This window comes from Paracoccus fistulariae, from assembly GCF_028553785.1.
GTDB lineage: Bacteria > Pseudomonadota > Alphaproteobacteria > Rhodobacterales > Rhodobacteraceae > Paracoccus > Paracoccus fistulariae.
Genome location: NZ_CP067136.1, coordinates 1,437,640 through 1,461,794, shown reverse-complemented (window position 1 = coordinate 1,461,794; position 24,155 = coordinate 1,437,640). Strand labels below are relative to the sequence as shown.

Sequence of the window (24,155 nt, the reverse complement as noted above, 5' to 3'; positions counted from 1 at the left end):
GATCAGCGCGGCATCAGATCCAGATCCGGGCTGCGCGACATATGGGCCAGTTCCTCGCGCAGCCGTTGCGCCAGCGGCGACAGGGGATGCCGCACGAGGCTCAGCAGGTAATAGGGCGGCACGCGCATGTGCTGCGCGGTTTTCAGCACCGTGAAGCTGGCTGAAATCGGTGGCCGGATCAGCAGCTGCGCGACCTCGTTCGACACAGCGGCGATGGCATCGCTTTGCGACAGATAGGCGATGGTCAGCAGCATCGAGGGGCTGTTGATGATATTCCTCGGCTCGGCCAGCCCGACGCCCGCAAAGGCGGCCAGCGTCGCCTCGCGGATGGGCGAGCCGCGCTGTTGCAGCACCCATTCATAGGCGACCATCTCCGTCAGCGTCACCACCGAGGCACGGGCCAGCGGATGCCCGGCCCGCGCGATCAGGGTCACCTTCTCATCATGCATGGGCAGGATGTTGAAGGATTTGCTGTCATATTCGGGCAGGATGCGACCCAGCACGAAATCCATCTCGCCGGCGATCAGGTGGTTCAGCAGATCGCGCGAGGGCATGACGTCGATGCTGATCTGCGCCTCGGGCGTTTCCTGTTTCACCTGCCGCACCGCCGCGACCAGATAGCTGATCGCGGGCCCGGTCACCGCGCCCACGCGGATCGACCCGGCATAGCCCTGACGCAGATCGCGGATATCCGTGGCGATGCTGTCCATTTCCCGCAGGATGACGCGGGCGCGGCGCAGAAACAGCAACCCGGTCTCCGTCGGCTCCATCCCCTTGGGGCCGCGCGTGAACAGGGCGGCGCCCACCTGCCGCTCAACCTCGGCCAGCATGCGAGAGGCGGCGGGCTGTGTCATGGCCAGCGCCTCGGCCGCGATCTGCAGCTGACCGTGGCGGTCGATCTGGTTGATCAGCCGAAGCTGGGCGGGTTTCAGGGCAAGCTGCAGGTGCGACATGGCAATTCTGATATGCAGATGGATTAAAAAATCATTTTACTGATATGAAGTCCGCTTGCTAGTCTTTTCGGACCTAACATGGGAACGCAGGCGTAACACACGCCCTGCAGGGAGGATTAGACTGATGAAACTGAAATCCGTCGCGATCGCGCTGGCGATCGGTGTGTCGTGGGCTGCCTTTGGCGCAGCCGCCGAAACCGTCGGAATCTCGATGCCGACCAAATCTTCGGCGCGCTGGATCGACGATGGCAACAATATGGTGAAACAGTTCCAGGAAGCTGGCTATGACACCGATCTGCAATATGCCGAGGATGATATTCCGAACCAGCTGGCCCAGGTCGAGAACATGATCACCAAGGGCGTTGACGTGCTGGTCATCGCCGCCATCGACGGCACCACCCTGTCCAATGCGCTGGCCAATGCCAAGGCCGCCGATGTGAAGGTGATCGCCTATGACCGCCTGATCCGCGACACGCCGGATGTCGATTATTATGCCACCTTCGACAATTTCAAGGTGGGTGTGGAACAGGCCAATACGCTGGTCGCGGGCCTGAAAGAGCGTTTCCCCGACACCAAGCCGTGGAATGTCGAACTGTTCGGCGGCAGCCCCGACGACAACAATGCCTATTTCTTCTATGACGGTGCCATGTCGGTGCTGCAGCCGATGATCGACGATGGCTCGGTCCAGATCGTATCGGGCCAGATGGGCATGGATACGGTCGGCACGCTGCGGTGGGATCCGGCGACGGCGCAGGCGCGGATGGATAACATCCTCTCGGCCAATTACACCGACAAGCAGATCCAGGGCGTGCTGTCGCCCTATGACGGGCTGTCCATCGGGATCCTGTCCTCGTTGAAGGGTGTGGGCTATGGCTCGGGCGATATGCCGATGCCCATCGTCTCGGGTCAGGATGCCGAGGTGCAGTCGGTCAAGTCGATCCGCGCCGACGAACAATATGCGACGATCTTCAAGGACACGCGCGAACTGGCGAAAGTCACCGTCGGCATGGTCGATGCGATGCTGAAAGGTGGCGAGCCGGAAATCAACGACACGGAAACCTATGACAATGGCGTCAAGGTCGTGCCGTCCTATCTGCTGCAGCCGGTTCCGGTGACCAAGGGCGACATCGAATCCGTGCTGATCGAGTCGGGCTATTACACCGAAGATCAGCTGAACTGATCGGCAGGGCCGCCCTGTCCGGGGCGGCCTTTACCCACGGAGTCCGCCATGTCCACACTTCTGGAAATGCGCAACATCACCAAGACCTTTCCCGGTGTGAAGGCCTTGGACGATGTCAGCATCGTCGTCCGAGAGGGCGAAATCCATGCCATCTGCGGCGAAAACGGCGCTGGCAAATCGACGCTGATGAAGGTGCTGTCGGGCGTCTATCCCCATGGCAGCTACGAGGGCCAGATCGTCTATGACAACCAGCCCGCCGCCTTTGCCAGCATCCGCGACAGTGAAGAGCGCGGCATCATCATCATCCATCAGGAACTGGCGCTGATCCCGCTGCTGACGATTGCCGAGAATATCTTTCTGGGCAATGAGCGCGCCAGCCACGGCGTCATCAACTGGCCCGAGACATTCCACGAGACCGAAGCCCTGCTGGCCAAGGTCGGTCTGCGCGAAACGCCGGGTACGCAGGTCGACAGCCTGGGCGTCGGCAAGCAGCAACTGGTCGAGATCGCCAAGGCGCTGTCCAAGAACGTGCGCCTGCTGATTTTGGACGAGCCGACGGCGGCGCTGTCGGAATCGGACAGTCAGGCGCTTCTGGATCTGCTGCTGGAACTGAAATCGCAGGGCGTTACCTCGATCATCATCAGCCACAAGCTGAACGAGGTTCGCCGCGTGGCCGACAGCGTGACGGTGATCCGCGACGGGGCCACGATCTCGACCATCGACGCGCGGGGCGGCGACCTGACCGAGGATCGCATCGTGCGCGACATGGTTGGCCGCGACATGGCCCATCGCTATCCCGAACGAGATCCACGTGCGGGCGAGATGGTGTTCGAACTGCGCGACTGGAACGTCTGGCATCCCGAACACCGAGAGCGGCAGGTGATCACGGACCTGTCGATGAATGTCCGCGCCGGAGAGGTCGTCGGCATTGCCGGGCTGATGGGGTCCGGGCGCACCGAACTGGCGATGAGCGTTTTCGGCCGCAGCTATGGGCGCAATATCACCGGACAGGCGCTGATGCATGGCCAGCCGGTCGATGTCAGCACCGTGGATCGCGCCATCAGTGCCGGGCTGGCCTATGTGACCGAGGATCGCAAGACCTTGGGCCTGATCCTGGAAGAAACCATCCGCCGCAATACCAGCCTTGCCAATCTTCCCGGCGTCTCGCATCGCGGCGTGGTGGATGAGGGGCTGGAAACCGAGGTCGCCGAAAGATACCGCCAGTCGCTGCGCATCCGCACGCCCTCGGTCTTTCAGAAGGTGATGAACCTCTCGGGCGGCAATCAGCAGAAGGTGGTGCTGGGCAAATGGCTGTTCACCGATCCCGAACTGCTGATCCTGGACGAGCCGACACGCGGGATCGATGTCGGCGCGAAATATGAAATCTACAATATCATCAACGAATTGAGCGCGGCGGGCAAAGCCGTCATCATGATCTCGTCCGAGATGCCGGAACTGCTGGGCATGTGCGACCGGATCTATGTCATGAACGAAGGCAGCTTCGTGGGGGAACTGACGCAGGCCGAGGCCAGTCAGGAAGCCATCATGTCGCTGATCGTCAGGGAATAAGAGGGGAGGGGGCCATGGCACAAACCGAAAGCGCCTCGGACACGGGCACCGGCATCGGCGCCTATATCGCACGTCATATTCGCGAATATGGCCTGCTATTCGCATTGATCGCGATCATGGTATTCTTCCAGATCGTGACCGAGGGCACCTTGCTGCGCCCGGTCAATATCACCAACCTGTTCCTGCAAAACAGCTATATCATCATCATGGCGCTTGGCATGTTGCTGGTGATCGTGGGCGGCAATATCGATCTGTCGGTCGGCTCGGTCATGGGCTTTATCGGCGCGCTGGCGGCGGTGATGATCGTCAGTTGGGACATGCCGGTGGGGATCGCGATGATCATCTGCCTGATCGCAGGCGGGATCATCGGCGCGGCGCAGGGCTATTTCGTGGCCTATTGGCGCATCCCCTCGTTCATCGTCACGCTGGCCGGGATGCTGGTCTTTCGCGGGCTGTCGCTGTGGCTGCTGGCGGGGCAATCCATCGGCCCCTTTCCGAAAAGCTTTCAGGCGCTGTCGAACGGGTTCATCCCTGATATCTTCGGCGTCGGACGCCCCAATGTGCTGGCCATGGCGATCGGAGTCGCGGCGGTTCTGGTGCTGGTCTGGCTGGGTCTGCGCACCCGCGCCCGCAACGCCCGCTATGGCATCGAGGATGAGCCGATGGGCCTCTTCGTGCTGCGCAATGCGATTGTCGCTGCTGCGCTGCTGTTCGTGACCTGGAAGCTGGCCTGGTTCCGGGGCCTGCCCAATGTGCTGCTGTCCATGGTGATCCTGACCATCGTTTATGTCTTCATCACCGAACGGACCACCTTGGGCCGCCGCGTCTATGCGGTGGGCGGCAATGCCAAGGCGGCCAAGCTGTCGGGGATCCGGACCGAGCGTCTGACCTTTCTGACCTTCGTGAATATGGGCGTGCTGGCCGCGCTGGCGGGCCTGATCTATGCCGCGCGGCTGAATACCGCGACACCCAAGGCGGGCTTCGCGGTCGAACTGGACGTGATCGCGGCGGTCTTTATCGGCGGCGCCTCGATGGCCGGCGGCTCGGGCAAGATCGTGGGCGCGGTGGTCGGCGCCTTCATCATGGGGGTGATGAATAACGGCATGTCGATCCTCGGCATCGGCATCGATTACCAGCAGGTGATCAAGGGGCTGGTGCTGTTGGCCGCAGTGTTCTTCGACGTCTACAACAAGAACAAAGAGGGCTGAGCCATGTTTCTGTCGCAACTGACCCTGCCCGACGGAACCCGCGCGGTCGCAGCCCGGCACGACGGGGCCGCGCATCTGGTGCCGGGCGCATCGACCACGCTTGATCTGGCACATGCCGCGATTGCGGCGGGCCACGGCCTGCTGGCCGAAATCTCGACCCGCGGTCAGGGCGAACCCGTCGATCTGGCCGCCGCGCTGGCCGAGGGGCGGATGCTGCTGCCGGTCGATCATCCCGATCCGGCGCATCTGCACCTGACCGGGACCGGGTTGACCCATCTGGGCTCGGCCGCCACCCGCAATTCGATGCATCAGAAGACCGACCCCGAAGACCTGACCGACAGCATGAAGATGTTCCGCATGGGGCTGGAGGGGGGCAAGCCCGGTCCGGAAAAGATCGGCGTGCAGCCGGAATGGTTCTGGAAGGGCAACGGTCATGCGGCCATTGCCCCGGGGACCGATCTGACCTCGCCCGGTTTCGCGCTGGATTCGGGCGAAGAGCCCGAGATCGCGGGCCTTTACCTGATCGGCCCTGACGGCACGCCCTTCCGGCTGGGCTTCGCGCTTGCGAACGAATTTTCCGACCATGTCACCGAGCGCGGCAATTACCTGTGGCTGGCCCATTCGAAACTGCGTCCGGCCAGCTATGGTCCCGAAATGCTGATCGGCGATCTGCCCCAGCATATCGAGGGCACCAGCCGCGTGATCCGCGATGGCGCCGTGATCTGGGAAAAGCCATTCCTGTCGGGCGAGGCGAACATGTCCCACAGCCTGGCCAATCTTGAACATCACCATTTCAAATATGATCTTTTCCGCCATCCGGGCGATGTGCATGTGCATTTCTTCGGCACGGCCACGCTGTCCTTTGCCGATGGCATCAGCGTTCAGCCCGGCGACGAATTCCAGATTTCCAGCGATGCCTTTGGCCTGCCCCTGCAGAACCGCCTGAGTCAATTTCCACATGACACGACGCCGGTCGCTGTCTCAGCCCTTTGAGAAATCCATATGACCTTCACACCCGCGCCCTGGCCCCGCAAGCTCCGTTCTCAGCATTGGTATGGCGGCAATTCCCGCGACACGATCTATCACCGTGGCTGGTTGAAAAATCAGGGCTACCCGCATGACCTGTTCGACGGTCGCCCGGTCATCGGCATTCTGAACACCTGGTCCGATCTGACGCCCTGCAACGGCCATCTGCGTGAGCTGTCCGAAAAGGTGAAGGCCGGGATCTGGGAGGCGGGCGGCTTTCCGGTCGAGGTGCCGGTCTTTTCGGCTTCGGAAAACACCTTCCGGCCCACCGCCATGATGTTTCGCAATCTGGCCGCGCTGGCCATTGAGGAAACCATTCGCGGACAGCCCATTGATGGCGCGGTGCTGATGGTGGGCTGCGACAAGACCACGCCCAGCCTGCTGATGGCGGCGGCATCCTGCGATATCCCCTCGATCGTGGTGACCGGCGGGCCGATGCTGAACGGCTATTTTCGGGGCGAGCGTGTCGGCTCGGGCACGCATCTGTGGAAATTCAGCGAGGCCGTGAAGGCCGGAGAGATGACGCAGGAGGAATTCCTGGAGGCGGAACAGTCGATGAGCCGCTCGACCGGGACCTGCAACACCATGGGTACGGCCAGCACCATGGCCAGCATGGCCGAGGCCCTGGGCATGGCGCTGTCGGGCAATGCCGCGATCCCGGCGGTGGACAGCCGCCGCCGGGTCATGGCGCAGATCTCGGGCCGGCGCATCGTGCAGATGGTCAAGGATGATCTGAAACCCTCGGACATCATGACGAAAAACGCCTTCGAGAATGCGATCCGCACGAATGGCGCGATTGGCGGATCGACCAATGCGGTGGTGCATCTGCTGGCGCTGGCGGGGCGCGTGGGCGTGGATGTGACGCTGGATGACTGGGACCGCTGCGGGCGGGATGTGGCCACCATCGTGAACCTGATGCCCTCGGGCGAATATCTGATGGAAGAGTTCTTCTATGCCGGCGGTCTGCCCGTGGTGCTGAAGCATCTGGGGCAGGCGGGTCTGCTGCACAAGGATGCGCTGACCGTCAGCGGCCAGACCATCTGGGATGAGGTCGGCGATGTCGTCAATTGGAACGAGGATGTCATCCTGCCCGCCGACCGCGCCCTGACGCAACAGGGGGGCATCGCGGTGCTGCGCGGCAATCTGGCGCCCAAGGGGGCGGTGCTGAAACCGTCGGCGGCCAGCCCGCATCTGCTGACGCATCGCGGCCGCGCGGTCGTGTTCGAGGATATCGACGATTACAAGGCCCGCATCAATGACGAGGCGCTGGATATCGACGAAACCTGCGTCATGGTGATGAAGAATTGCGGGCCGAAGGGCTATCCGGGCATGGCCGAGGTTGGAAATATGGGCCTGCCGCCCAAGGTGCTGCGCAAGGGGATCACCGATATGGTGCGGATCAGCGATGCGCGCATGTCGGGCACCGCCTATGGCACGGTCGTGCTGCATACCAGCCCCGAGGCTGCGGCGGGTGGCCCGCTGGCCGTGGTGCGCGATGGCGACATGATCGAGCTGGACGTGCCCAATCGCCGCCTGCATCTGGATGTCAGCGATGCCGAACTGGCCGCGCGTCTGGCCGGTTGGCGGCCTTTGCCCGATCAGCCTGCCAGCGGTTATGCCTGGCTGCATCAGGCGCATGTGATGGGGGCCGATACCGGGGCCGATCTGGACTTCCTGACCGGGTGTCGGGGCAATGAGGTTGGAAAGGACAGCCACTGATGAAACTCGCACTTGTCGGCATCGGAAAGATCGCCGTGGATCAGCATGTCCCGGCCCTTGCCGAAAGCCCGGACTGGGACCTGGCCGCCACCGTGTCGCGCAGCGGCACCGTCGATGGGGTCGAAGCCTTTGACAGCATGGAAAAGATGCTGGCGGCGCGGCCCGATATCGGCACGGTCAGCCTGTGCCTGCCCCCGGTGCCGCGCTTTCAGGCGGCGCGGGCGGCGCTGTTGGCCGGGCGCCATGTGATGCTGGAAAAGCCGCCCGGCGCCACCCTGGCCGAGGTACATATCCTGCATGATCTGGCGCGACAGCAGGGCCTGTCGCTGTTCGCGACCTGGCATTCGCGCCATGCGCATGGCGTGGCCAGCGCCAAGGCCTGGCTGGCCGACAAGGTGATCCGGGAAGGCCGGGTGATCTGGCGCGAGGATGTGCGCAAATGGCATCCCGGCCAGGACTGGATCTTCGAGGCGGGCGGCATGGGCGTCTTTGACCCCGGCATCAACGCGACCTCGATCCTGACCGAGATCCTGCCCGCGCCGATCCATCTGCGCAGCGCCGAGATGGACTTTCCCGCCAACCGTCAGGCCCCGATTGCCGCGCGGCTGGAGTTCAGCGGCAATATCCACGCCGATTTCGATTTCCGCGAGGAGGGGCCGCAGACCTGGGATATGGAATTCGCCACAGATGGCGGCCATTTGGCCCTGCGCAATGGTGGCAACAAGCTTGAGATTGACGGCAAGGCGGTGGAGGGTGGCGACAGGATCATGGGCGCGGAATATCCCGCGCTTTATGCCCGGATGGCGCAACTGGTCCCGCAGGGGCGCTCGGACGTCGATCTGTTGCCCATGGTGCTGATTGCGGATGCCTTTACGCTGGGCCGCAGGAACACAGTCGAAGAGTTTCAATTCTAGGGAAGACGCATGACCTATATTCCGAAGGGAAAACATCTGATCGCGGGCGAATGGATCGGCGGCGACAGGACCTTCCGCTCGGCCCCTGCGCATGGCCCGGTGCATGACTTCGCCTCGGGTCAGGTGGATCTGGTGAACCGTGCCGCCGATGCGGCCGAGCAGGCATTCGAGATCTACGCCCATACCACCCGCGAAGAACGCGCCGCCTTTCTGGAGGCAATCGCTGACGAAATCGACGCGCGCGGCGATCAGGTGACCGAAATCGGCACGCAGGAAACTGCCTTGCCGGAAGGCCGGTTGCAGGGCGAACGGGGCCGCACCACCGGCCAGTTGCGCCTGTTCGCGCAGCATATCCGCGACGGCGCCTATCTGGACCGTCGCCATGACGGCGCATTGCCCGACCGCCAGCCGCCGCGCCCCGATCTGCGCCTGATCCAGCGGCCCATCGGGCCAGTCGCGGTCTTTGGCGCCTCGAACTTCCCGCTGGCCTTTTCGACGGCGGGCGGCGACACGGCCTCGGCCCTGGCGGCGGGCTGTCCCGTGATCGTCAAGGGCCATCCCGCCCATCCCGGCACCGGCGAAATCATTGCCGAGGCGATCCATGCCGCCATCCAGAAAACCGGCATGCCGGCGGGCGTGTTTTCCTTTATCCACGGCGATACGCATGAGGTCGGCAAGGCGCTGGTGGAACATCCGCTGATCAAGGCCGTGGGCTTTACCGGCAGCCTGCGCGGTGGGCGCGCGCTGTTCGACCTCTGCGCCGCACGGCCAGAGCCGATCCCCTTCTTCGGCGAACTTGGCAGCATCAACCCCTGTTTCGTCCTGCCCGCCGCGATGCAGGCCCGCAGCGCAGCGATCGCAGAAGGCTGGGTTGGCAGCCTGACCCTGTTCGCGGGCCAGTTCTGCACCAATCCGGGCCTGCTGGTCCTGCCGGAAGAGGGCGCGGACGCCTTTGCCGAGGCAGCTGCAAGGGCGCTGGAGGCTGTGGCCGAACAGGTCATGCTGACCGATGGCATGGCGCAATCCTATCGCGACGGCGCGGGCCGGGTCGGCAAGCTGGCCAGCCCGGTGGCGCAGGCCGACAGTCACGGTCGCAATGCCCGCCCCAATGTCTATCGCACCGGCGCCGAGGATTTCCTGCGCGACCATACGCTTGGCGAAGAGGTCTTCGGTCCCATGGGCCTGATCGTCACCACCCGCGACGCGGATCAGATGATCCAGCTTGCCCGCGGGCTGGAGGGTCAGCTGACCGCCACCCTGCAGATGGACGACGGCGATACCGAACTGGCCGCCCGGCTGATGCCGGTGCTGGAACGCAAGGCGGGCCGGGTGCTGGCCAATGGCTGGCCCACCGGGGTCGAGGTCGCCGATGCCATGGTCCATGGCGGTCCTTATCCTGCCAGCACCAATTTCGGCGCGACCAGCGTGGGGACGATGGCGATCCGGCGTTTCCTGCGCCCGGTCAGCTATCAGAACATCCCAGAGGCGCTGCTGCCCCCGGACCTGCGCGGCATGTGAGCCCCCTTGCACAAGAAAACATGTTGAGCTTTCTGTGGCTGGCTGCCAATAGCCGCGCGGCGGAACTCGAAAAGGATCGGTGACGGATGATCGATAAGAGTGCAGAAAACAGCACCAGCCTGAACACGGGCACCAAGGGCAGCGCCGACATCGTGCTTGCGGTGGAAACCCCGCTGGGCGAGGATCTGGAACAGATTTTTCTGCGCCACACGGCCGATATGCATGCCGATACCCCGCCCGAGTCGATCCATATGCTGCCACGTGAAGCGCTGGTGTCAGAGGATATCGATTTCTTCGTCATGCGCGCCGACGGCAAGCCGGTCGGCATGGGGGCCATCAAGCGGCTGTCGCCCGCGCATGGAGAGCTGAAATCCATGCATGTCCTGTCAGAGGCACGGGGTCGTGGCCTGTCACGCCGCCTGCTGACGGGTCTGATCGCCCATGCCGAGGAACAGGGCCTGCGTCAGCTTTCGCTGGAAACCGGGGTGCAGCCGACCTTCGTGGCCGCCCGCGCGCTCTATGCCAGCTTCGGCTTCGCGGAATGCCCGCCTTTTGGCGATTACCGGGCCGATCCGAACAGCGTCTTCATGACGCTGGAACTGTAGCGCGGCATCATTCCCTTGCACTGCGCCGCGCGATCACGCAAAAGGCAGGCAGCGCGGTCCCGTAGCTCAACTGGATAGAGCAGCCGACTTCTAATCGGCAGGTTGAGGGTTCGATTCCTTCCGGGATCGCCATTTGGTCACACCACCAAATATCGAACTATTACGGCTGTGGCGCCGTCAACCGTGGCAGCACGAACGGACAGGGCTTTCACGTGATGTGCGGCGAACGGCCATGCAGACATCGAAACCCGGCGGCAGCTCAAGCACGGTATTTTTGCCCGCGATTGCGGCCAACGCAAATTCCGCGTCGAAAGCCGGGCCGGGGTATCGGATTGGTCGTCCTGCCATGGTCGCCTTCTTCCCGCGCACGGCCTCACGCCGCCACTATGCGGAAAATCCGTTTATCCAACCTGTTCAGATTCCCCGGACCATCTTTTACAGTCGTGCTGGGGCCTAATGCACGCGGAACGAGGTTTAGAATCTAGGAAAGCAGCGCCAACGCCTATTAGCAATTTCCTATGTGGCGCGAAGGGCGGTTGGTGGGGGCCTTTTCGGCGGGCTTCAGCGCGCGACCGATCGAGAATGAGGGGGGAGTTACTGTGGAAATCAATCGTTCGATCCGGCAATGTCATCGTCGGATTTCGATCATCTGTACTGTTCTGGTGTTCTCCACCTTTGCGGCCTGCGCCTACCTTGGGCCGCCGGGTTGGCTTTTCTCAGAATCGCTTTCAACGGTGGCTTTGGTGCCGCTCAGCGGTCTTCTTTTCGCCGCCCCAAGCGACGTTTGGAAGGGCATCACATGATCACCGACATTGAGGACTTTTTTGTGAAAGGGTGCGGACGGTGCGACCGCTTTGACACGTCTGACTGCGCCGTAATGCTCTGGTCGGACGGGCTCGGGAAACTGCGCGAGATCTGTTTGTCGGCAGGTTTAGAAGAAACTGTGAAATGGGGGCAACCCTGCTACATGCATGCGGGCCGCAACATCGCCATCATGGGTGCGTATCAAAACAAATTCGTCTTCGGCTTCTTCAACGCCGCATTGATGAAGGATCCGGACGGGGTGTTGGAAAGGCCGGGGCCGAATACGCAACACGCAAATACCATTAGTTTCACCGACATCCGGCAAGTGGCGGCGATGAAGGACACCATCCGCGCCTATCTGAATGAGGCGAAAGCTTATGCCGAAGCGGGTAAAACACCACCCAAGAACACGAAGGCGCTTGACCTGCCCGACGAACTTGCCGAAGCGCTGGATGCTGATGTTGAGCTTGCAGAGGCGTTTTATTCTCTGACGCCGGGTCGTCAACGAAGCTATGTCATCCATCTGAACGGCGCGAAGAAATCGGAAACGCGTATCAAGCGTATCGAGAAATTTCGCGACAAGATCATCGCAGGCAAGGGTGCCACGGAATATTGAAGCGGCCACCTGACCGCTGGCGTCTTGTCAGTATCGGGGGTGTTGTCCTCTGCGCTTTGGAATTCCCTGGTTGCGCGGGGCGTATTCCCTTCTTGCTGAACCGGGCGTGACAATGGCCAGTCGGAGCGTGGATGCTGCCGATCCTGCGATTTATCTCGCGGCTTCAAGCTGGCGGGCGGAAACGGTGGCTGCGTGGCCGGGACCGTTGATCCTTGGAAGTGAAACCGCGCGGCTCGCTGGTTTGTCACGGTTTGCCTTATGCAAAAAGGCCGGGCGATTACCCGGCCTTTGTTTTCGTCGATATGCGATCTGATTATTCGCGGTTGCCCATGAACTGCAGCAGGAACATGAACAGGTTCAGGAAGTCCAGATACAGTTGCAGCGCGCCCATGATGGCGGTCTTGCCCAGGAAATCCTGATCCGAACCTGCCAGACGCAGATAGGTGTTCTTGATGTTCTGCGTGTCATAGGCAGTCAGACCGGCAAAGATCAGCACGCCCAGGATCGAGATCGCGAATTGCATCGCCGAGGATTGCAGGAAGATATTCACGATCGAGGCGACGATCAGGCCGATCACGCCCATGATCAGGAAGCTGCCCCAGCCGGAGATGTCCTTTTTCGTGGTATAGCCCCACAGCGACAGGCCCGCGAAGGCGATTGCGGTCACCAGGAAGGTCTGGATGATCGAGAAGGGCGTGTAGACCAGAAAGATCGAGCTGATCGACAGACCCATCAGCGCGGCGAAGCCGTAGAACAGGAAGGTCGCACCCTGCACCGACAGACGGTTCATCGCGGCGCCAAAGGCAAAGACGACCAGCAGCGGGGCAAACATGATCACCCATTTCAGCGGCGATGCATAGATGGCATAGCCAAGCTGGGTCAGCTGACCATCCGCGCCGACGGCAGCGGCGCTGATCCCATAGGCGGCAGCGGCGGTTACACCCATGCCGACCGCCATCAGCCCATAGACCTTGTTCATATAGGCCCGCAGACCTTCATCGACCGCCGCAGAACGGGTGCCGACGCTCTGCGCGGTACGGTACGTGTTGTAATCGGCCATTAAAGTCTCCCTAAAAGATTGCCGGGTCGGACCCGGCCATTTCAGCCAAGATATTGGCATGATTGCAGGCTGAATCAATGCCGTGACGCATCAAAAGCGCATGATTTACATGGTCAGAACGATCTTTCCGACCGATTTTCGGCTGCGGAGCAGCTGGAACGCCTGCTGGATCTGCTCGAACGGCAGGACCTGGCCGTTGACGGGCGAGATCCTGCCTGCGTCGAACATGACGAAAAGCTCTTGCAGGCTGCCGCGCAGGGCCTGCGGGTCAAGCTTGGCATAGCCGCCCCAGTAAAGCCCGTGAATGGCGATATTCTTGACCAGCGCATGGTTCAGCGGCAGGACCGGGGGCTTGCCGCCCGCAAAGCCGATCACCAGAAAGCGGCCGCCGGGGCGCAGGGCGCGAAAGGCGGCCTCTCCGGCGCTGTCGCCGACGGCATCATAGACCACATCGACACCGCCCAGATCGCGCAATGCCGCCTTCAGATCGTCGCATTCGGCGCTGTCGATCACGGCCTGCGCCCCGGCGGCGCGCACCACCTCCAGCCGCTCCGGGCCACGGGCCACGCCTATCACCCGCGCGCCCATTGCGTGGCCGATTTCCACGGCCGTCAGCCCGACACCGCCCGCCGCGCCCAGAACGACCAGCGTCTCGCCCGGTTGCAGCGCGGCCCTCAACCGGAGGGCGAGATGGCTGGTGCCATAGGCGATCTGAAAGCCGGCGGCCTGTTCAAAGCTCATGCTGTCGGGAATCGGCAGGCACGTATCCGGCGGGACCGCGACCATGTCCGAAAAGGTAGCCGGCGCGTAGACCGCCACCCTGTTGCCCGCTACCAGTCCAGTGCCTGCAGGCGCCCGAACGACTTCGCCCGCGCCCTCCAGCCCCGGCGTATAGGGCGGATCGGCGGCCTCCTGATAGCGGCCCTGAGCCTTCAAAAGATCTGCGAAATTCAATGCAGAGGCGCGGATTCTAACCAGAACCTCCTCAGTATTTGCAGTTGGGGCAGGCAAATGACGGATCACGGGATCCTGGCCAAGCGCCTCGATCCGCGCGATTCGGATCTGCTGGGGGTGTTCAGTGGCTGAGATGATCGGCAAAGCGCTGTCCTTATCCATGATGCAGCTGAAAATCTGCATATTGCGCATATCAAGACCTGTCTTTTTGGTCAAAAAAGGGTAGCATCACAATGTTGACACTCGAAAATTGATACGGCTTCAGGTACTGCCAGCATAGATTGAGTGAGGTTTAACGATGAAACACGGTGTAGATGTCCATGTTGGTAAACGTATCCGCCATCGTCGGTGGATGATCGGCATGACCCAGCAGCAATTGGCTGACAAGGTTGGCATCAAGTTCCAGCAAATCCAGAAATATGAAACAGGTATGAACCGCGTCTCGGCGTCGCGGCTTTGGGATATTGCCCAGGCCGTCGATGTTCCGGTCAGCTTCTTCTTCGAAGGGCTGCACGAAGGAGAGGCGGCGGCGTCGGTCGAAGGGGACATCCTTGCCGATAAAGAAGCCCTGCAGCTTGTGCGGGCTTACTATGCCATGCCTGCCGCACAGCGCCGCCAGATTTTCGAACTGGCACGTGTGCTGTCGGACGCCGCCTGATCCGCATTCGGATCGGGTTTGCGTGATGGCTGCAGCAATCGCGGGACGGGCAGGCGTGATCTGCACGGTGCCGCAGATTTCATACAGTTCCTGAAGGCTGCCACTGGCGGCCTTTTTTTCTTCGGGTTAGTCCTGCATATGTCGCAAGGTAACGGGGGCGAATATGCAGGATGCGCAAGCCATCACAGAGACCGCGCATGAGATGGCCGATGCCGCAGGGCGGGCCATTCTTCCGCTGTTTCGCAGTTCCGGGTTGACAGCCGATAACAAGCGCCCTGCCGATTTCGACCCCGTGACCGAGGCGGATCGCGCGGCCGAACGTGCCATGCGCGAGGTTCTGGCCCGCCGCCGCCCGCAGGACGGAATCTTCGGTGAGGAATATGGACGCCAGCAGGGCAGCAGCGGCCTGACATGGATCCTTGACCCCATCGACGGCACCCGCGCCTTCATCTGCGGCGCGCCCAGCTGGGGGGTGCTGATCGGGCTGAGCGACGGGGAAAAGATCCTCTACGGGATCGTCGATCAGCCCTATACCGGCGAGCGTTTCGAAGGCGGTCTGGGCCGCTCGCACCTGCTGACGGCGGCGGGTGCGCGACCTCTTGGCGTTCGCGATACCCGCGATCTGTCCCGTGCCACGCTGATGACCACCTTTCCCGAACTCGGCACCGCCGACGAGGGCGCGGCCTTTCGCCGGGTCGCCGATCAGGTCCGGCTGACGCGCTACGGGCTGGATTGCTATGCCTATGCGCTGCTGGCGCTTGGGCAGATCGATCTGGTGATCGAGGCGGGCCTGCAGCCCTATGACATCGCCGGACCGATGGCGGTGGTGCAGTCCGCTGGGGGCATTGTCACGAATTGGCAAGGTGAAAGCGCTATCAATGGTGGCCAGGTCATCGCCGCCGCAACGCCCGCGCTGCACCGCGCCGCGATGGAACTGCTGGCCGCCTGACATCTTTTCCTTCTGCGTGTAATTTTACCAAGAACATCAGGAATCTGCCCATGACCGAACAAAGCCCGATCCCGGACGATCAGACCGCAGAAAAGTCGGCCGAGCGCGAGGAGGACGAATATCTTCCGCGCCCTGAACTGCTGCAGCAGATCGATGCCGCGATCGAGGCCGAGGATGCGGCAGAGCTGAACACGCTTCTGGAACCGATGCACGCGGCGGATATTGCCGACGTGATCGAAAATCTGGATCCGGCCGAGCGTCGCGCTTTTATCGGCCTTTATGGCGGCGAAATCGACGGTGAGATCCTGTCCGAGATCGACGAGGCGATCCGGGACCAGATCATCGAGATGCTGCCGCGCGAGGTTCTGGCAGACGCTGTCCGCGAAATGGACAGCGACGATGTCGTCGATCTGATCGAGGATATGGACGAGCCAGAGCGGGAAGAGATCCTGTCGGCTCTGGATGCGGGCGACCGCGCCGCGGTTCAGCAATCGCTGGCCTATCCGGAATATTCCGCGGGCCGGATGATGCAATCCGAGGTCGTGACCGCCCCCGAGCATTGGACCGTGGGCGAAACGCTGGATTTCCTGCGCAACGAGGATTGGCTGCCCGAACAGTTCTATCACGTGGTGCTGGTCGATCCGCGTCGCCATCCCATCGGCTATGTGACGCTGGGCCGCCTTCTGGCCGCCAAGCGCTCGACCCCGCTGAAAGAGCTGGAAGAGGACAGCTTTCGCACCGTCAGCGTCTATGCTGATGAAGGCGACGTGGCCTATATCTTCAACCAGTATCACCTGATTTCGGCCCCGGTGGTGGATGGCGACGACCGTCTGGTCGGCGTGATCACCATCGACGACGCCATGTCGGTTCTGGATGAGGAACATGAAGAGGATATCCTGCGTCTGGCCGGTGTGGGCGAGGATTCCGCGATCACCGATACCGTGATGGAGACGCTGCGGCAGCGGATCCCGTGGCTGGCGGTCAATCTGGTGACGGCGATTGTCGCCTCGCTGGTGATTGCCGTCTTCGAAAATACCATTCAACAGGTGGTGGCGCTGGCCGTGCTGATGCCGATTGTCGCCTCGATGGGCGGCAATGCCGGCACGCAGACCCTGACCGTGGCCGTGCGCGCGCTGGCCACCAAAAGCCTGACCGGCAGCAATGTCTGGCGCGTCGTCCGACGAGAGGCCGTGGTGGGGCTGCTGAACGGTCTGGCCTTTGCCGTGGTGATGGGGGTCGTGGCCTGGTTCTGGTTCGACGGGGTGTCGCTGGCAGCGGTGATCGGGATTGCGATGGTCGTGAACCTGGCGATCGCCGCATTGGCGGGCATCCTGATCCCGCTGGCGCTGGAAAAGGCCGGGGCGGATCCCGCGCTGGCCTCTGGCACATTCGTGACCACGGTGACGGATGTGGTCGGGTTCTTTGCCTTTCTGGGGCTGGCCTCGGCCGTGCTGATATGAGCGCGGATCGCAAGACCGCCCTGCGTCAGCAGGCGCTGGCCGCGCGCGGGAAGGGGGGCGATGCCGATGCCCTGACCCGCAATCTTGGTGCGGTGCTGGCGGATTATCCCGGGCAGGTTCTGGCCGGATATTGGCCGATGCGGGGCGAGGCCGATCCGCGCCCGGCCATGCGCGGGCATGACGGGCCGCTCTGCCTGCCGGTGGTGATCGGAAAGGCGCGACCGTTGGTTTTCCGCCGCTGGTCGGGCGGCGATCTGGTCGCCGGCGGCTATGGCACCCTGCATCCCGATGATTCGTCCGAGGTGCTGATTCCCTCGGTCCTGATCGTTCCGCTGGCCGGTTTCGACCGCGCGGGGAATCGGCTGGGCTATGGCGGCGGATTTTACGATCGCAGTCTACAAATGCTGCGCGATCAAGGATTTGTCACGGCCATCGGTTTCGCATTCGCAGCACAAGAGCTGCCGGGCATCCCGGCAGAGCCTTTTGATGAACCACTGGATCTGGTGGTGACCGAGAACGAACTTATCCGCATAAATCATTGAAATCAGCCCCTGTGGCGGTTTCGCATCAGCTGTGGATAGCTTTTGGGCGACTCTGGGATAACCCTGTGGGCAAGTTTTCAGGTTCCGCGTCCATTGCCCTGAAATATATACAGAAAGCGCCATTATGTCGCTTTTGTATAGATTTCGCGGCGGGGGTCTGTGAACGAATCTGCGGCGCCGCAGCGCGCGCGGCTGTCAATCCTGAACAGGCGCTGAGACGCGGAAAAAATCTGTTGAAAGCTATGCGTAATGCCGTCAGTTTGTAGGCCGAGATACGGGCAATACAAGATGTGGTAGAGGCTGCCACCGAGACCACATCGACCCGGCTTGGACAAGAACATGAATTTCTTCAGACGGCGCGACTGTCTGCCGCTTCCGGGTGCTGCCGGGCGTGGCGCGGCGCGGCTATGGCAGAATGCGAAAAGGGGCATGCGGGCATGAAGATCGAACGGCGCTTTACCAACCCGAAATCAGGGGCCTATGGCGATATCGCCTTTACCACCACCACCAGCGAGATCCGCAATCCTGACGGCACCATCGTCTTCCGTAACGAGCAGGTCGAGGTGCCGCAGGGCTGGAGCCAGGTCGCCAGCGACGTGATCGCCCAGAAATATTTCCGCAAGGCAGGGATTCCTGTTGCGCTGAAGCGGGTCAAGGAAAAGGGCGTGCCCGAATTCCTGTGGCGCAGCCAGCCCGACGAAGAGGCGCTGGCGAAGCTGCCCAAGGATCAGCGCTTTGGCGGTGAAACCAGCGCGCGGCAGGTCTTTGATCGTCTGGCCGGGACCTGGACCTATTGGGGCTGGAAGGGCGGTTACTTCACCAAGGAATCCGACGCCCGCGCCTATTACGACGAAATGCGCTACATGCTGGCCCGGCAGATGGCGGCGCCGAACAGCCCGCAATGGTTCAATACCGGCCTGCATTGGGCCTATGGCATCGACGGTCCGGGGCAGGGGCATTTCTACGTCGATTACAAGACCGGCAAGCTGGTCAAATCCGACAGCGCCTATGAACATCCGCAGCCCCATGCCTGCTTCATCCAGTCGGTCAAGGACGATCTGGTCAATGAAGGCGGGATCATGGATCTGTGGGTGCGCGAGGCCCGGCTGTTCAAATATGGCAGCGGCACCGGCACCAATTTTTCCAGCCTGCGCGCCGAAGGAGAGCGTCTGTCGGGCGGCGGCAAATCCAGCGGCCTGATGGGCTTTCTGAAGATCGGCGACCGCGCGGCGGGTGCGATCAAATCCGGCGGCACCACGCGCCGCGCCGCCAAGATGGTGATCTGCGACATGGATCACCCCGATATCGAGCAGTTCATCAACTGGAAGGTCATCGAGGAGCAGAAGGTTGCCAGCCTCGTTGCCGGGTCAAAGACGCATGAGCAGAAGCTGAACGATATCTTTGCCGCCATCGGAGACTGGGATGGCAGCATCGGGGATGCGACCGATCCTGCGAAGAACGACGGTCTGAAGACCGCGATCCGGGGCGCCAAGCGCGCGATGATCCCGGAAACCTATATCAACCGTGTGCTGCAATATGCGCGGCAGGGTTTCGACAGCATCGAATTCCCGACCTATGACACGGATTGGGACAGTGAAGCCTATAGCAGCGTTTCGGGCCAGAACTCGAATAACTCGGTCCGGGTCACGGATGCCTTTCTGGATGCCGTGCGCAACGACCAGCCGTGGGAGCTGCTGCGCCGCACAGACGGGACGGTGGCCAAGACGGTCTCGGCCCGCGAATTGTGGGAGCAGGTCGGCCATGCCGCATGGGCCTGCGCCGATCCGGGGATCCAGTTCCACGACACGGTGAACGCCTGGCATACCTGCCCGGAAGATGGCGCGATCCGCGGCAGCAACCCGTGCAGCGAATACATGTTCCTGGACGATACCGCCTGCAACCTGGCCTCGATGAACCTGCTGACCTTCTGGACCGGGGATCAGTTCGATGCCGATGCCTATGTCCATGCCGCGCGGCTGTGGACGGTGACGCTGGAAATCAGCGTGCTGATGGCGCAGTTCCCCAGCCAGGAGATCGCGCAGCGCAGCTATGATTTCCGCACGCTCGGCCTGGGCTATGCCAATATCGGCGGGCTCTTGATGAATATGGGGCTGGGTTATGACAGCGATCAGGGCCGCGCGCTCTGCGGCGCGCTGACCGCGATCATGACCGGGGTGTCCTATGCCACCTCGGCCGAGATGGCGGCAGAGCTTGGCCCCTTCCCGGGCTATCAGAAGAACGCCGACCATATGCTGCGGGTGATCCGCAACCATCGCGCGGCGGCCTATGGCACCGGAGCCTATAAGGGCGTGAATGTCGCCCCGGTCGAGCTGGATGATGAGAATTGCCCCGATCCGCGTCTTGTGGCCATCGCTCGCGAGGCCTGGGACAGCGCCCTGACGCTGGGCGAGGATCACGGTTTCCGCAATGCGCAGGCCACCGTCATCGCGCCGACCGGCACCATCGGTCTGGTCATGGATTGCGACACCACCGGGATCGAGCCCGATTTCGCGCTGGTGAAGTTCAAGAAGCTGGCCGGTGGCGGCTATTTCAAGATCATCAACCAATCCGTGCCCGCCGCCCTGCGGACGCTGGGCTATCCCACCGCCCAGATCGAAGAGATCGTGGCCTATGCCGTGGGTCATGGCAGCCTTGGCAACTGTCCGGGCATCAACCACACGGCGCTGGCGGGTCACGGCTTTGGTCCGCAAGAGATCCAGAAGATCGAGGCCGCGCTGGATAGCGCCTTCGACATTCGCTTCGTCTTCAACCAATGGACGCTGGGCGAGGAATTCTGCAAGGGCACGCTGGGCATTCCGGCGGCGAAGCTGAACGATCCGACCTTCGACCTGCTGCGCCATCTGGGCTTTACCCGCGCCCAGATCGAGGCTGCCAATGACCATGTCTGCGGCACCATGACGCTGGAAGGGGCGCCGCATCTGCGTGACGCGGATCTGCCGGTCTTCGACTGCGCCAATCCCTGCGGCAAGAAGGGGCGCCGTTACCTGTCGGTTGACAGCCATATCCACATGATGGCCGCCGCGCAGTCCTTTATCTCGGGCGCGATCAGCAAGACGATCAATATGCCCAACAGCGCCACCATCGAGGATGCGCTGGCCGCCTATGAGCTGTCCTGGTCGCTGGGCATCAAGGCCAATGCGCTTTATCGCGACGGTTCCAAGCTGTCGCAGCCTCTTGCCGCCGCGCTGGTCGAGGATGATGACGAGGCCGAAGAGGTTCTGGCAACCGGCAGCGCGCAGGAAAAGGCCACGGTCATTGCCGAAAAGATTGTCGAGAAGATCATCGTCAAGGAGGCCGTGCGCAGCCATCGCGAAAAGCTGCCGCAGCGCCGCAAGGGCTATACCCAGAAGGCGGTCGTGGGCGGGCACAAGGTCTATCTGCGCACCGGCGAATATGACAATGGCGCGCTGGGCGAGATCTTTATCGACATGCACAAGGAAGGTGCGGGCTTCCGGGCGATGATGAACAATTTCGCCATCGCGGTCAGCGTCGGCCTGCAATATGGCGTCCCGCTGGAGGAATTCGTGGATGCCTTTACCTTCACCCGCTTTGAACCCGCGGGCATGGTGCAGGGCAATGACAGTATCAAGAATGCGACCTCGATCCTGGATTACGTCTTCCGCGAACTGGCCGTCAGCTATCTGGACCGCACCGATCTGGCCCATGTGAAGCCTGCGGGCACCAGCTTTGACGATCTGGGCGGTGGCGAGGCCGAAAGCCAGAATATCACCCCGGTCACCGAACAGTCGGAGCTGCGGTCGCTGACCATGCTGAAACAGATCAGCAGCGCGGGCTATCTGCGCAAGCGTCTGCCGCAGGATCTGATGGGCCTGCAGACAGCTTCCGCATCCACGGCGGTCGCGGAAACGGCGGTGATGGTCAGTGCCATCGACGCGCGCACCAAGGCAAAGATGCAGGGCTACGAAGGCGATCCCTGTGGTGAATGCGGCAATTACACGCTGGTCCGCAACGGGACTTGCATGAAGTGCAATACCTGTGGCGGCACCAGCGGGTGCAGCTGACGCGGCACAAGTTTTCGTCAGGCCGAAGGCCGCGGGCGCCCTTTTTCAGCCCGCGCCCCTATCGCAGCAGCCAGCCGCCCGGCAAGAGGCGCGCAGCCTGACTACCCACCCCCCGCCGCGTGGCAGCGCGGCGGGGGGTAATTCGTTTGCCCCCCTGCCGATGATGTCACGCGCTGACGCGGATCAGGTGGCGGGATCGGACGTGGCCGATCGCGCTGCCTCCAGCCGGGAGGTCAGTTCCTCGACCATGTTCAGCGTCGCGGACAGATCCTGCGATGACAGCCCCTCGGCAAGCTGATTGACCCATGGCACCTGCTTTGCCATTGCCGCCGTGAACAGCGCCTGACCTTTGGGTGTCAGAACGACAAGCCGGGCCCGCTTGTGATGCGGGTTCGGCGCGAAGGCCAGGATCCCCTCTTGCTGCAATTCATTGACGATGCGCTGTACCCCCTGCCGGTTCACGCCCATCTGTCGCGCATGCCATGCCACCGGCTGAGGATATGGGGCATAGGCAATCTCGCCCAGAATTTGCCATCTGGCGCTGGTCAGGCCCAGTTCGGCAACAAGCCTGTCACCGGCCTGCAAAAGCTGACCATTCAGGCGGAACAGCTTCAGGATCAGCGCCGTGACAGCTTGCCCGTTTTTCGTCGGGTCATCAATTTGCATGTCGTCCTCAATTGACAATACATTTTCACTTTGACATCATATTACCAATATTCATGACCAGTAAGGAAGCTGATTTATGGTAACCATCAAACCGCTTGATCCCGATTTTCCGATTCAGCAGCAATTGGGACAGGAGGCCGGTCCCGTCGTGCTGGTGAACCTGTTCACCGTCGATCCCGCAGATCAGGAGGGGCTGGTCGAGGCATGGCGCAACGACGCGCTGTGGATGAAGCAGCAGCCCGGATATATCAGCACACAACTGCACAAGGCGGTCGGTGAAAGCAGCATGTATCTGAATTACGCGGTCTGGGATTCGATCGCGGATTTCCGCGCCGCATTCGCCAATCCCGAATTCCAGAACGCGCTGAGCCACTATCCGTCGACGGCGGTCACATCGCCGCATCTGTTTCAGAAACTCGCCGTGCCAAGCTGCTGCACGGCCTGAACCAGCGCTCAGCTCGGGCCGCCGGGCGGTGGGCCGTCGCGCAGCCAGCCTGCCGCATGGCTCATCCCTTGCAGCCCGGCAAAGGGCAGGAGGCGGGTCAGTTCCGCCTCAAGCCCGGCCAGACGCGCCTTGCCCATGCGGATGCCCGGCTCGGGCCAGAAGGCGGTGATGGCCAGCATGTCGTCCTGCCGCCGGGCATCGAGGCGGCCGATCAGGCGATCCCCCTGCATCACCGGAAAGACGTAATAGCCATATCTTCGCTTGGCGGCGGGCACGAAGATCTCGATCCGATAGCGAAAGCCGAACAGCCGCTCGGCCCGGCCGCGGTCCCGCAGGGCCGGGTCAAAGGGCGAAAGCAGCCGAACCCGGCCTGACGGCTCGGGCAGGGACGCCACCTGTTCCAGCAGATCGGGCGTTGACAAGCTGCGCCGCAAACTGCCATCGGCCAGTTCGATATCCACCGGAACCACGCGCCCTTCGGCCAGCGCGCGGGTGCACCAGCCCTTCGCCTCGGCCGGGGTGGCGATGTCGAAAAATGCGGCAAGCTCTCCGTTCGTGGCAAAGCCAAGCCGCTGCATTGCGGCCATCATCGCCCAGTCGATGACCTGTTCCAGATCCGGCTGCGGCGCGAAATGATCGGCGGGGATCACCCGCTGGCTGAGGTCGTAGAACTTGCGGAACCCCTGCCGGTGACAGACCGCCAATTGCCCCGAGCGCCACAGGAATTCCAGCGCGGTTTTGGACGGGTGCCAGTCCCACCATCCGCCCGAGGCGCGCTTTTCATCCGGGCCGACATCCAGCGAACAGGTGGCGCCGTGATCGGTCACATGCTGCATCACCTGATCGATCTGCGCTTGCCAGCCCTCGCGCCGCCACACGGGCCAGCGCTGGCGCATATGCGCCTCGTCGCGCTGAAATTTCAGCCGCCACATGGGATAGAACTGCATCGGGATGACGGCGGCATCATGTGTCCAATGTTCGAAGGCGGTGCGGTCGCGCCCCACGGCCAATTCCAGCGAACGTGGGCGATACTGGCCGCGCCGCGCCCACAGGATCAGATCATGCGCCCGCGCCAGCGTGTTCACGCTGTCCACCTGAACGAAGCCCAGATCGTCCAGCAGACGCGCCAGATCGCCGGTTTTTCCGTTGCCCGTGCCGGGGCGCAACAGCAGATGCCGGTCCAGAAACAGGCGCCGCGCCTGCTGATTGCTCAGGAAATTCACCGCGATCCGCCTTGCCTGCCGGGGTCGCGCCAGCCTTGCCGAT

The 24,155-nt window shown here is 62.4% G+C and carries 21 protein-coding genes and 1 tRNA gene; 17 read left to right on the top strand and 5 right to left on the bottom strand.

The window, feature by feature from the left end; all coding sequences use genetic code 11:
- Positions 1-2: 2 nt before the first annotated feature.
- Positions 3-953: a LysR family transcriptional regulator gene (locus JHX87_RS07170; RefSeq protein WP_271886117.1), complete on the bottom strand. Its 951-nt coding sequence runs from the start codon at positions 951-953 to the stop codon at positions 3-5.
- A gap of 124 nt (positions 954-1,077) precedes the next feature.
- Between JHX87_RS07170 and chvE the strand changes: the two genes are divergently transcribed.
- The 11 genes from chvE (at position 1,078) to JHX87_RS07115 (ending at position 12,112) form a co-directional block, all read left to right on the top strand.
- Entirely contained in the window at positions 1,078-2,133 is a 1,056-nt protein-coding gene (gene chvE, locus JHX87_RS07165; RefSeq protein WP_271886119.1) for a multiple monosaccharide ABC transporter substrate-binding protein, read from the top strand.
- Between the two features lie 48 nt (positions 2,134-2,181).
- A complete protein-coding gene (gene mmsA, locus JHX87_RS07160) occupies positions 2,182-3,702 on the top strand; it encodes a multiple monosaccharide ABC transporter ATP-binding protein (protein ID WP_271886122.1) in 1,521 nt (506 codons plus the stop codon).
- A gap of 14 nt (positions 3,703-3,716) precedes the next feature.
- Positions 3,717-4,910, top strand: a complete 1,194-nt coding sequence (gene mmsB, locus JHX87_RS07155) for a multiple monosaccharide ABC transporter permease (RefSeq protein WP_271886124.1) — start codon at positions 3,717-3,719, stop codon at positions 4,908-4,910.
- A gap of 3 nt (positions 4,911-4,913) precedes the next feature.
- Positions 4,914-5,903 carry an AraD1 family protein gene (gene araD1, locus JHX87_RS07150; protein ID WP_271886126.1) on the top strand — a complete coding sequence of 330 codons (990 nt, stop codon included), beginning with the start codon at positions 4,914-4,916 and terminating at the stop codon, positions 5,901-5,903.
- Between the two features lie 9 nt (positions 5,904-5,912).
- Positions 5,913-7,655 carry an L-arabinonate dehydratase gene (gene araD / locus JHX87_RS07145; protein ID WP_271886128.1) on the top strand — a complete coding sequence of 581 codons (1,743 nt, stop codon included), beginning with the start codon at positions 5,913-5,915 and terminating at the stop codon, positions 7,653-7,655.
- On the top strand, positions 7,655-8,569 hold the full coding sequence (locus JHX87_RS07140) for a Gfo/Idh/MocA family protein (RefSeq protein ID WP_271886130.1): 915 nt from the start codon (positions 7,655-7,657) through the stop codon (positions 8,567-8,569). The genes araD and JHX87_RS07140 overlap by 1 nt, the downstream gene beginning before the upstream one ends.
- Positions 8,570-8,578: 9 nt before the next feature.
- A complete protein-coding gene (locus JHX87_RS07135) occupies positions 8,579-10,087 on the top strand; it encodes an aldehyde dehydrogenase (NADP(+)) (RefSeq protein ID WP_271886132.1) in 1,509 nt (502 codons plus the stop codon).
- Positions 10,088-10,173: 86 nt separating this feature from the next.
- Positions 10,174-10,692 (top strand): GNAT family N-acetyltransferase, encoded by a 519-nt coding sequence (locus JHX87_RS07130; protein ID WP_271886134.1) that lies wholly within the window; start codon positions 10,174-10,176, stop codon positions 10,690-10,692.
- 55 nt (positions 10,693-10,747) lie between these two features.
- Positions 10,748-10,824, top strand: a tRNA-Arg gene (locus JHX87_RS07125).
- 467 nt (positions 10,825-11,291) lie between these two features.
- The gene (locus JHX87_RS07120) at positions 11,292-11,495 is read left to right on the top strand and encodes a hypothetical protein (protein WP_271886136.1); all 204 of its coding nucleotides are present in this window, start codon (positions 11,292-11,294) and stop codon (positions 11,493-11,495) included.
- A complete protein-coding gene (locus JHX87_RS07115) occupies positions 11,492-12,112 on the top strand; it encodes a YdeI/OmpD-associated family protein (protein ID WP_271886137.1) in 621 nt (206 codons plus the stop codon). The genes JHX87_RS07120 and JHX87_RS07115 overlap by 4 nt, the downstream gene beginning before the upstream one ends.
- A 313-nt stretch (positions 12,113-12,425) precedes the next feature.
- Here the strand turns inward: JHX87_RS07115 and JHX87_RS07110 are convergent, their stop codons facing one another.
- Positions 12,426-13,172, bottom strand: a complete 747-nt coding sequence (locus JHX87_RS07110) for a Bax inhibitor-1/YccA family protein (protein WP_271886139.1) — start codon at positions 13,170-13,172, stop codon at positions 12,426-12,428.
- A gap of 105 nt (positions 13,173-13,277) precedes the next feature.
- Positions 13,278-14,309 carry an NADPH:quinone oxidoreductase family protein gene (locus tag JHX87_RS07105; RefSeq protein WP_272833890.1) on the bottom strand — a complete coding sequence of 344 codons (1,032 nt, stop codon included), beginning with the start codon at positions 14,307-14,309 and terminating at the stop codon, positions 13,278-13,280.
- A 115-nt stretch (positions 14,310-14,424) separates the two neighbouring features.
- Here JHX87_RS07105 and JHX87_RS07100 point away from each other — a divergent pair, with 115 nt between their 5' ends.
- From JHX87_RS07100 to JHX87_RS07080, 5 genes are all read left to right on the top strand, one after another.
- On the top strand, positions 14,425-14,784 hold the full coding sequence (locus JHX87_RS07100; protein ID WP_271886143.1) for a helix-turn-helix domain-containing protein: 360 nt from the start codon (positions 14,425-14,427) through the stop codon (positions 14,782-14,784).
- A 163-nt stretch (positions 14,785-14,947) separates the two neighbouring features.
- Positions 14,948-15,733, top strand: coding sequence for a histidinol-phosphatase (gene hisN / locus JHX87_RS07095; RefSeq protein ID WP_271886145.1), 786 nt, complete (start codon positions 14,948-14,950; stop codon positions 15,731-15,733).
- Positions 15,734-15,783: 50 nt separating this feature from the next.
- Positions 15,784-17,193: a magnesium transporter gene (gene mgtE, locus JHX87_RS07090; RefSeq protein ID WP_271886147.1), complete on the top strand. Its 1,410-nt coding sequence runs from the start codon at positions 15,784-15,786 to the stop codon at positions 17,191-17,193.
- Positions 17,190-17,735 carry a 5-formyltetrahydrofolate cyclo-ligase gene (locus JHX87_RS07085; protein ID WP_271886149.1) on the top strand — a complete coding sequence of 182 codons (546 nt, stop codon included), beginning with the start codon at positions 17,190-17,192 and terminating at the stop codon, positions 17,733-17,735. The genes mgtE and JHX87_RS07085 overlap by 4 nt, the downstream gene beginning before the upstream one ends.
- A gap of 437 nt (positions 17,736-18,172) precedes the next feature.
- Complete coding sequence (locus JHX87_RS07080) at positions 18,173-21,778, top strand: vitamin B12-dependent ribonucleotide reductase (RefSeq protein WP_271886150.1); 3,606 nt, start codon at positions 18,173-18,175, stop codon at positions 21,776-21,778.
- A 183-nt stretch (positions 21,779-21,961) separates the two neighbouring features.
- Here JHX87_RS07080 and JHX87_RS07075 read toward each other — a convergent pair whose 3' ends face one another.
- A complete protein-coding gene (locus JHX87_RS07075) occupies positions 21,962-22,444 on the bottom strand; it encodes a MarR family winged helix-turn-helix transcriptional regulator (protein ID WP_271886152.1) in 483 nt (160 codons plus the stop codon).
- 76 nt (positions 22,445-22,520) lie between these two features.
- Here JHX87_RS07075 and JHX87_RS07070 point away from each other — a divergent pair, with 76 nt between their 5' ends.
- Positions 22,521-22,889, top strand: coding sequence for an antibiotic biosynthesis monooxygenase family protein (locus JHX87_RS07070; protein ID WP_271886154.1), 369 nt, complete (start codon positions 22,521-22,523; stop codon positions 22,887-22,889).
- Between the two features lie 8 nt (positions 22,890-22,897).
- Here the strand turns inward: JHX87_RS07070 and JHX87_RS07065 are convergent, their stop codons facing one another.
- Positions 22,898-24,118: a winged helix-turn-helix domain-containing protein gene (locus tag JHX87_RS07065; protein ID WP_271886160.1), complete on the bottom strand. Its 1,221-nt coding sequence runs from the start codon at positions 24,116-24,118 to the stop codon at positions 22,898-22,900.
- Between the last annotated feature and the right edge of the window lie 37 nt (positions 24,119-24,155).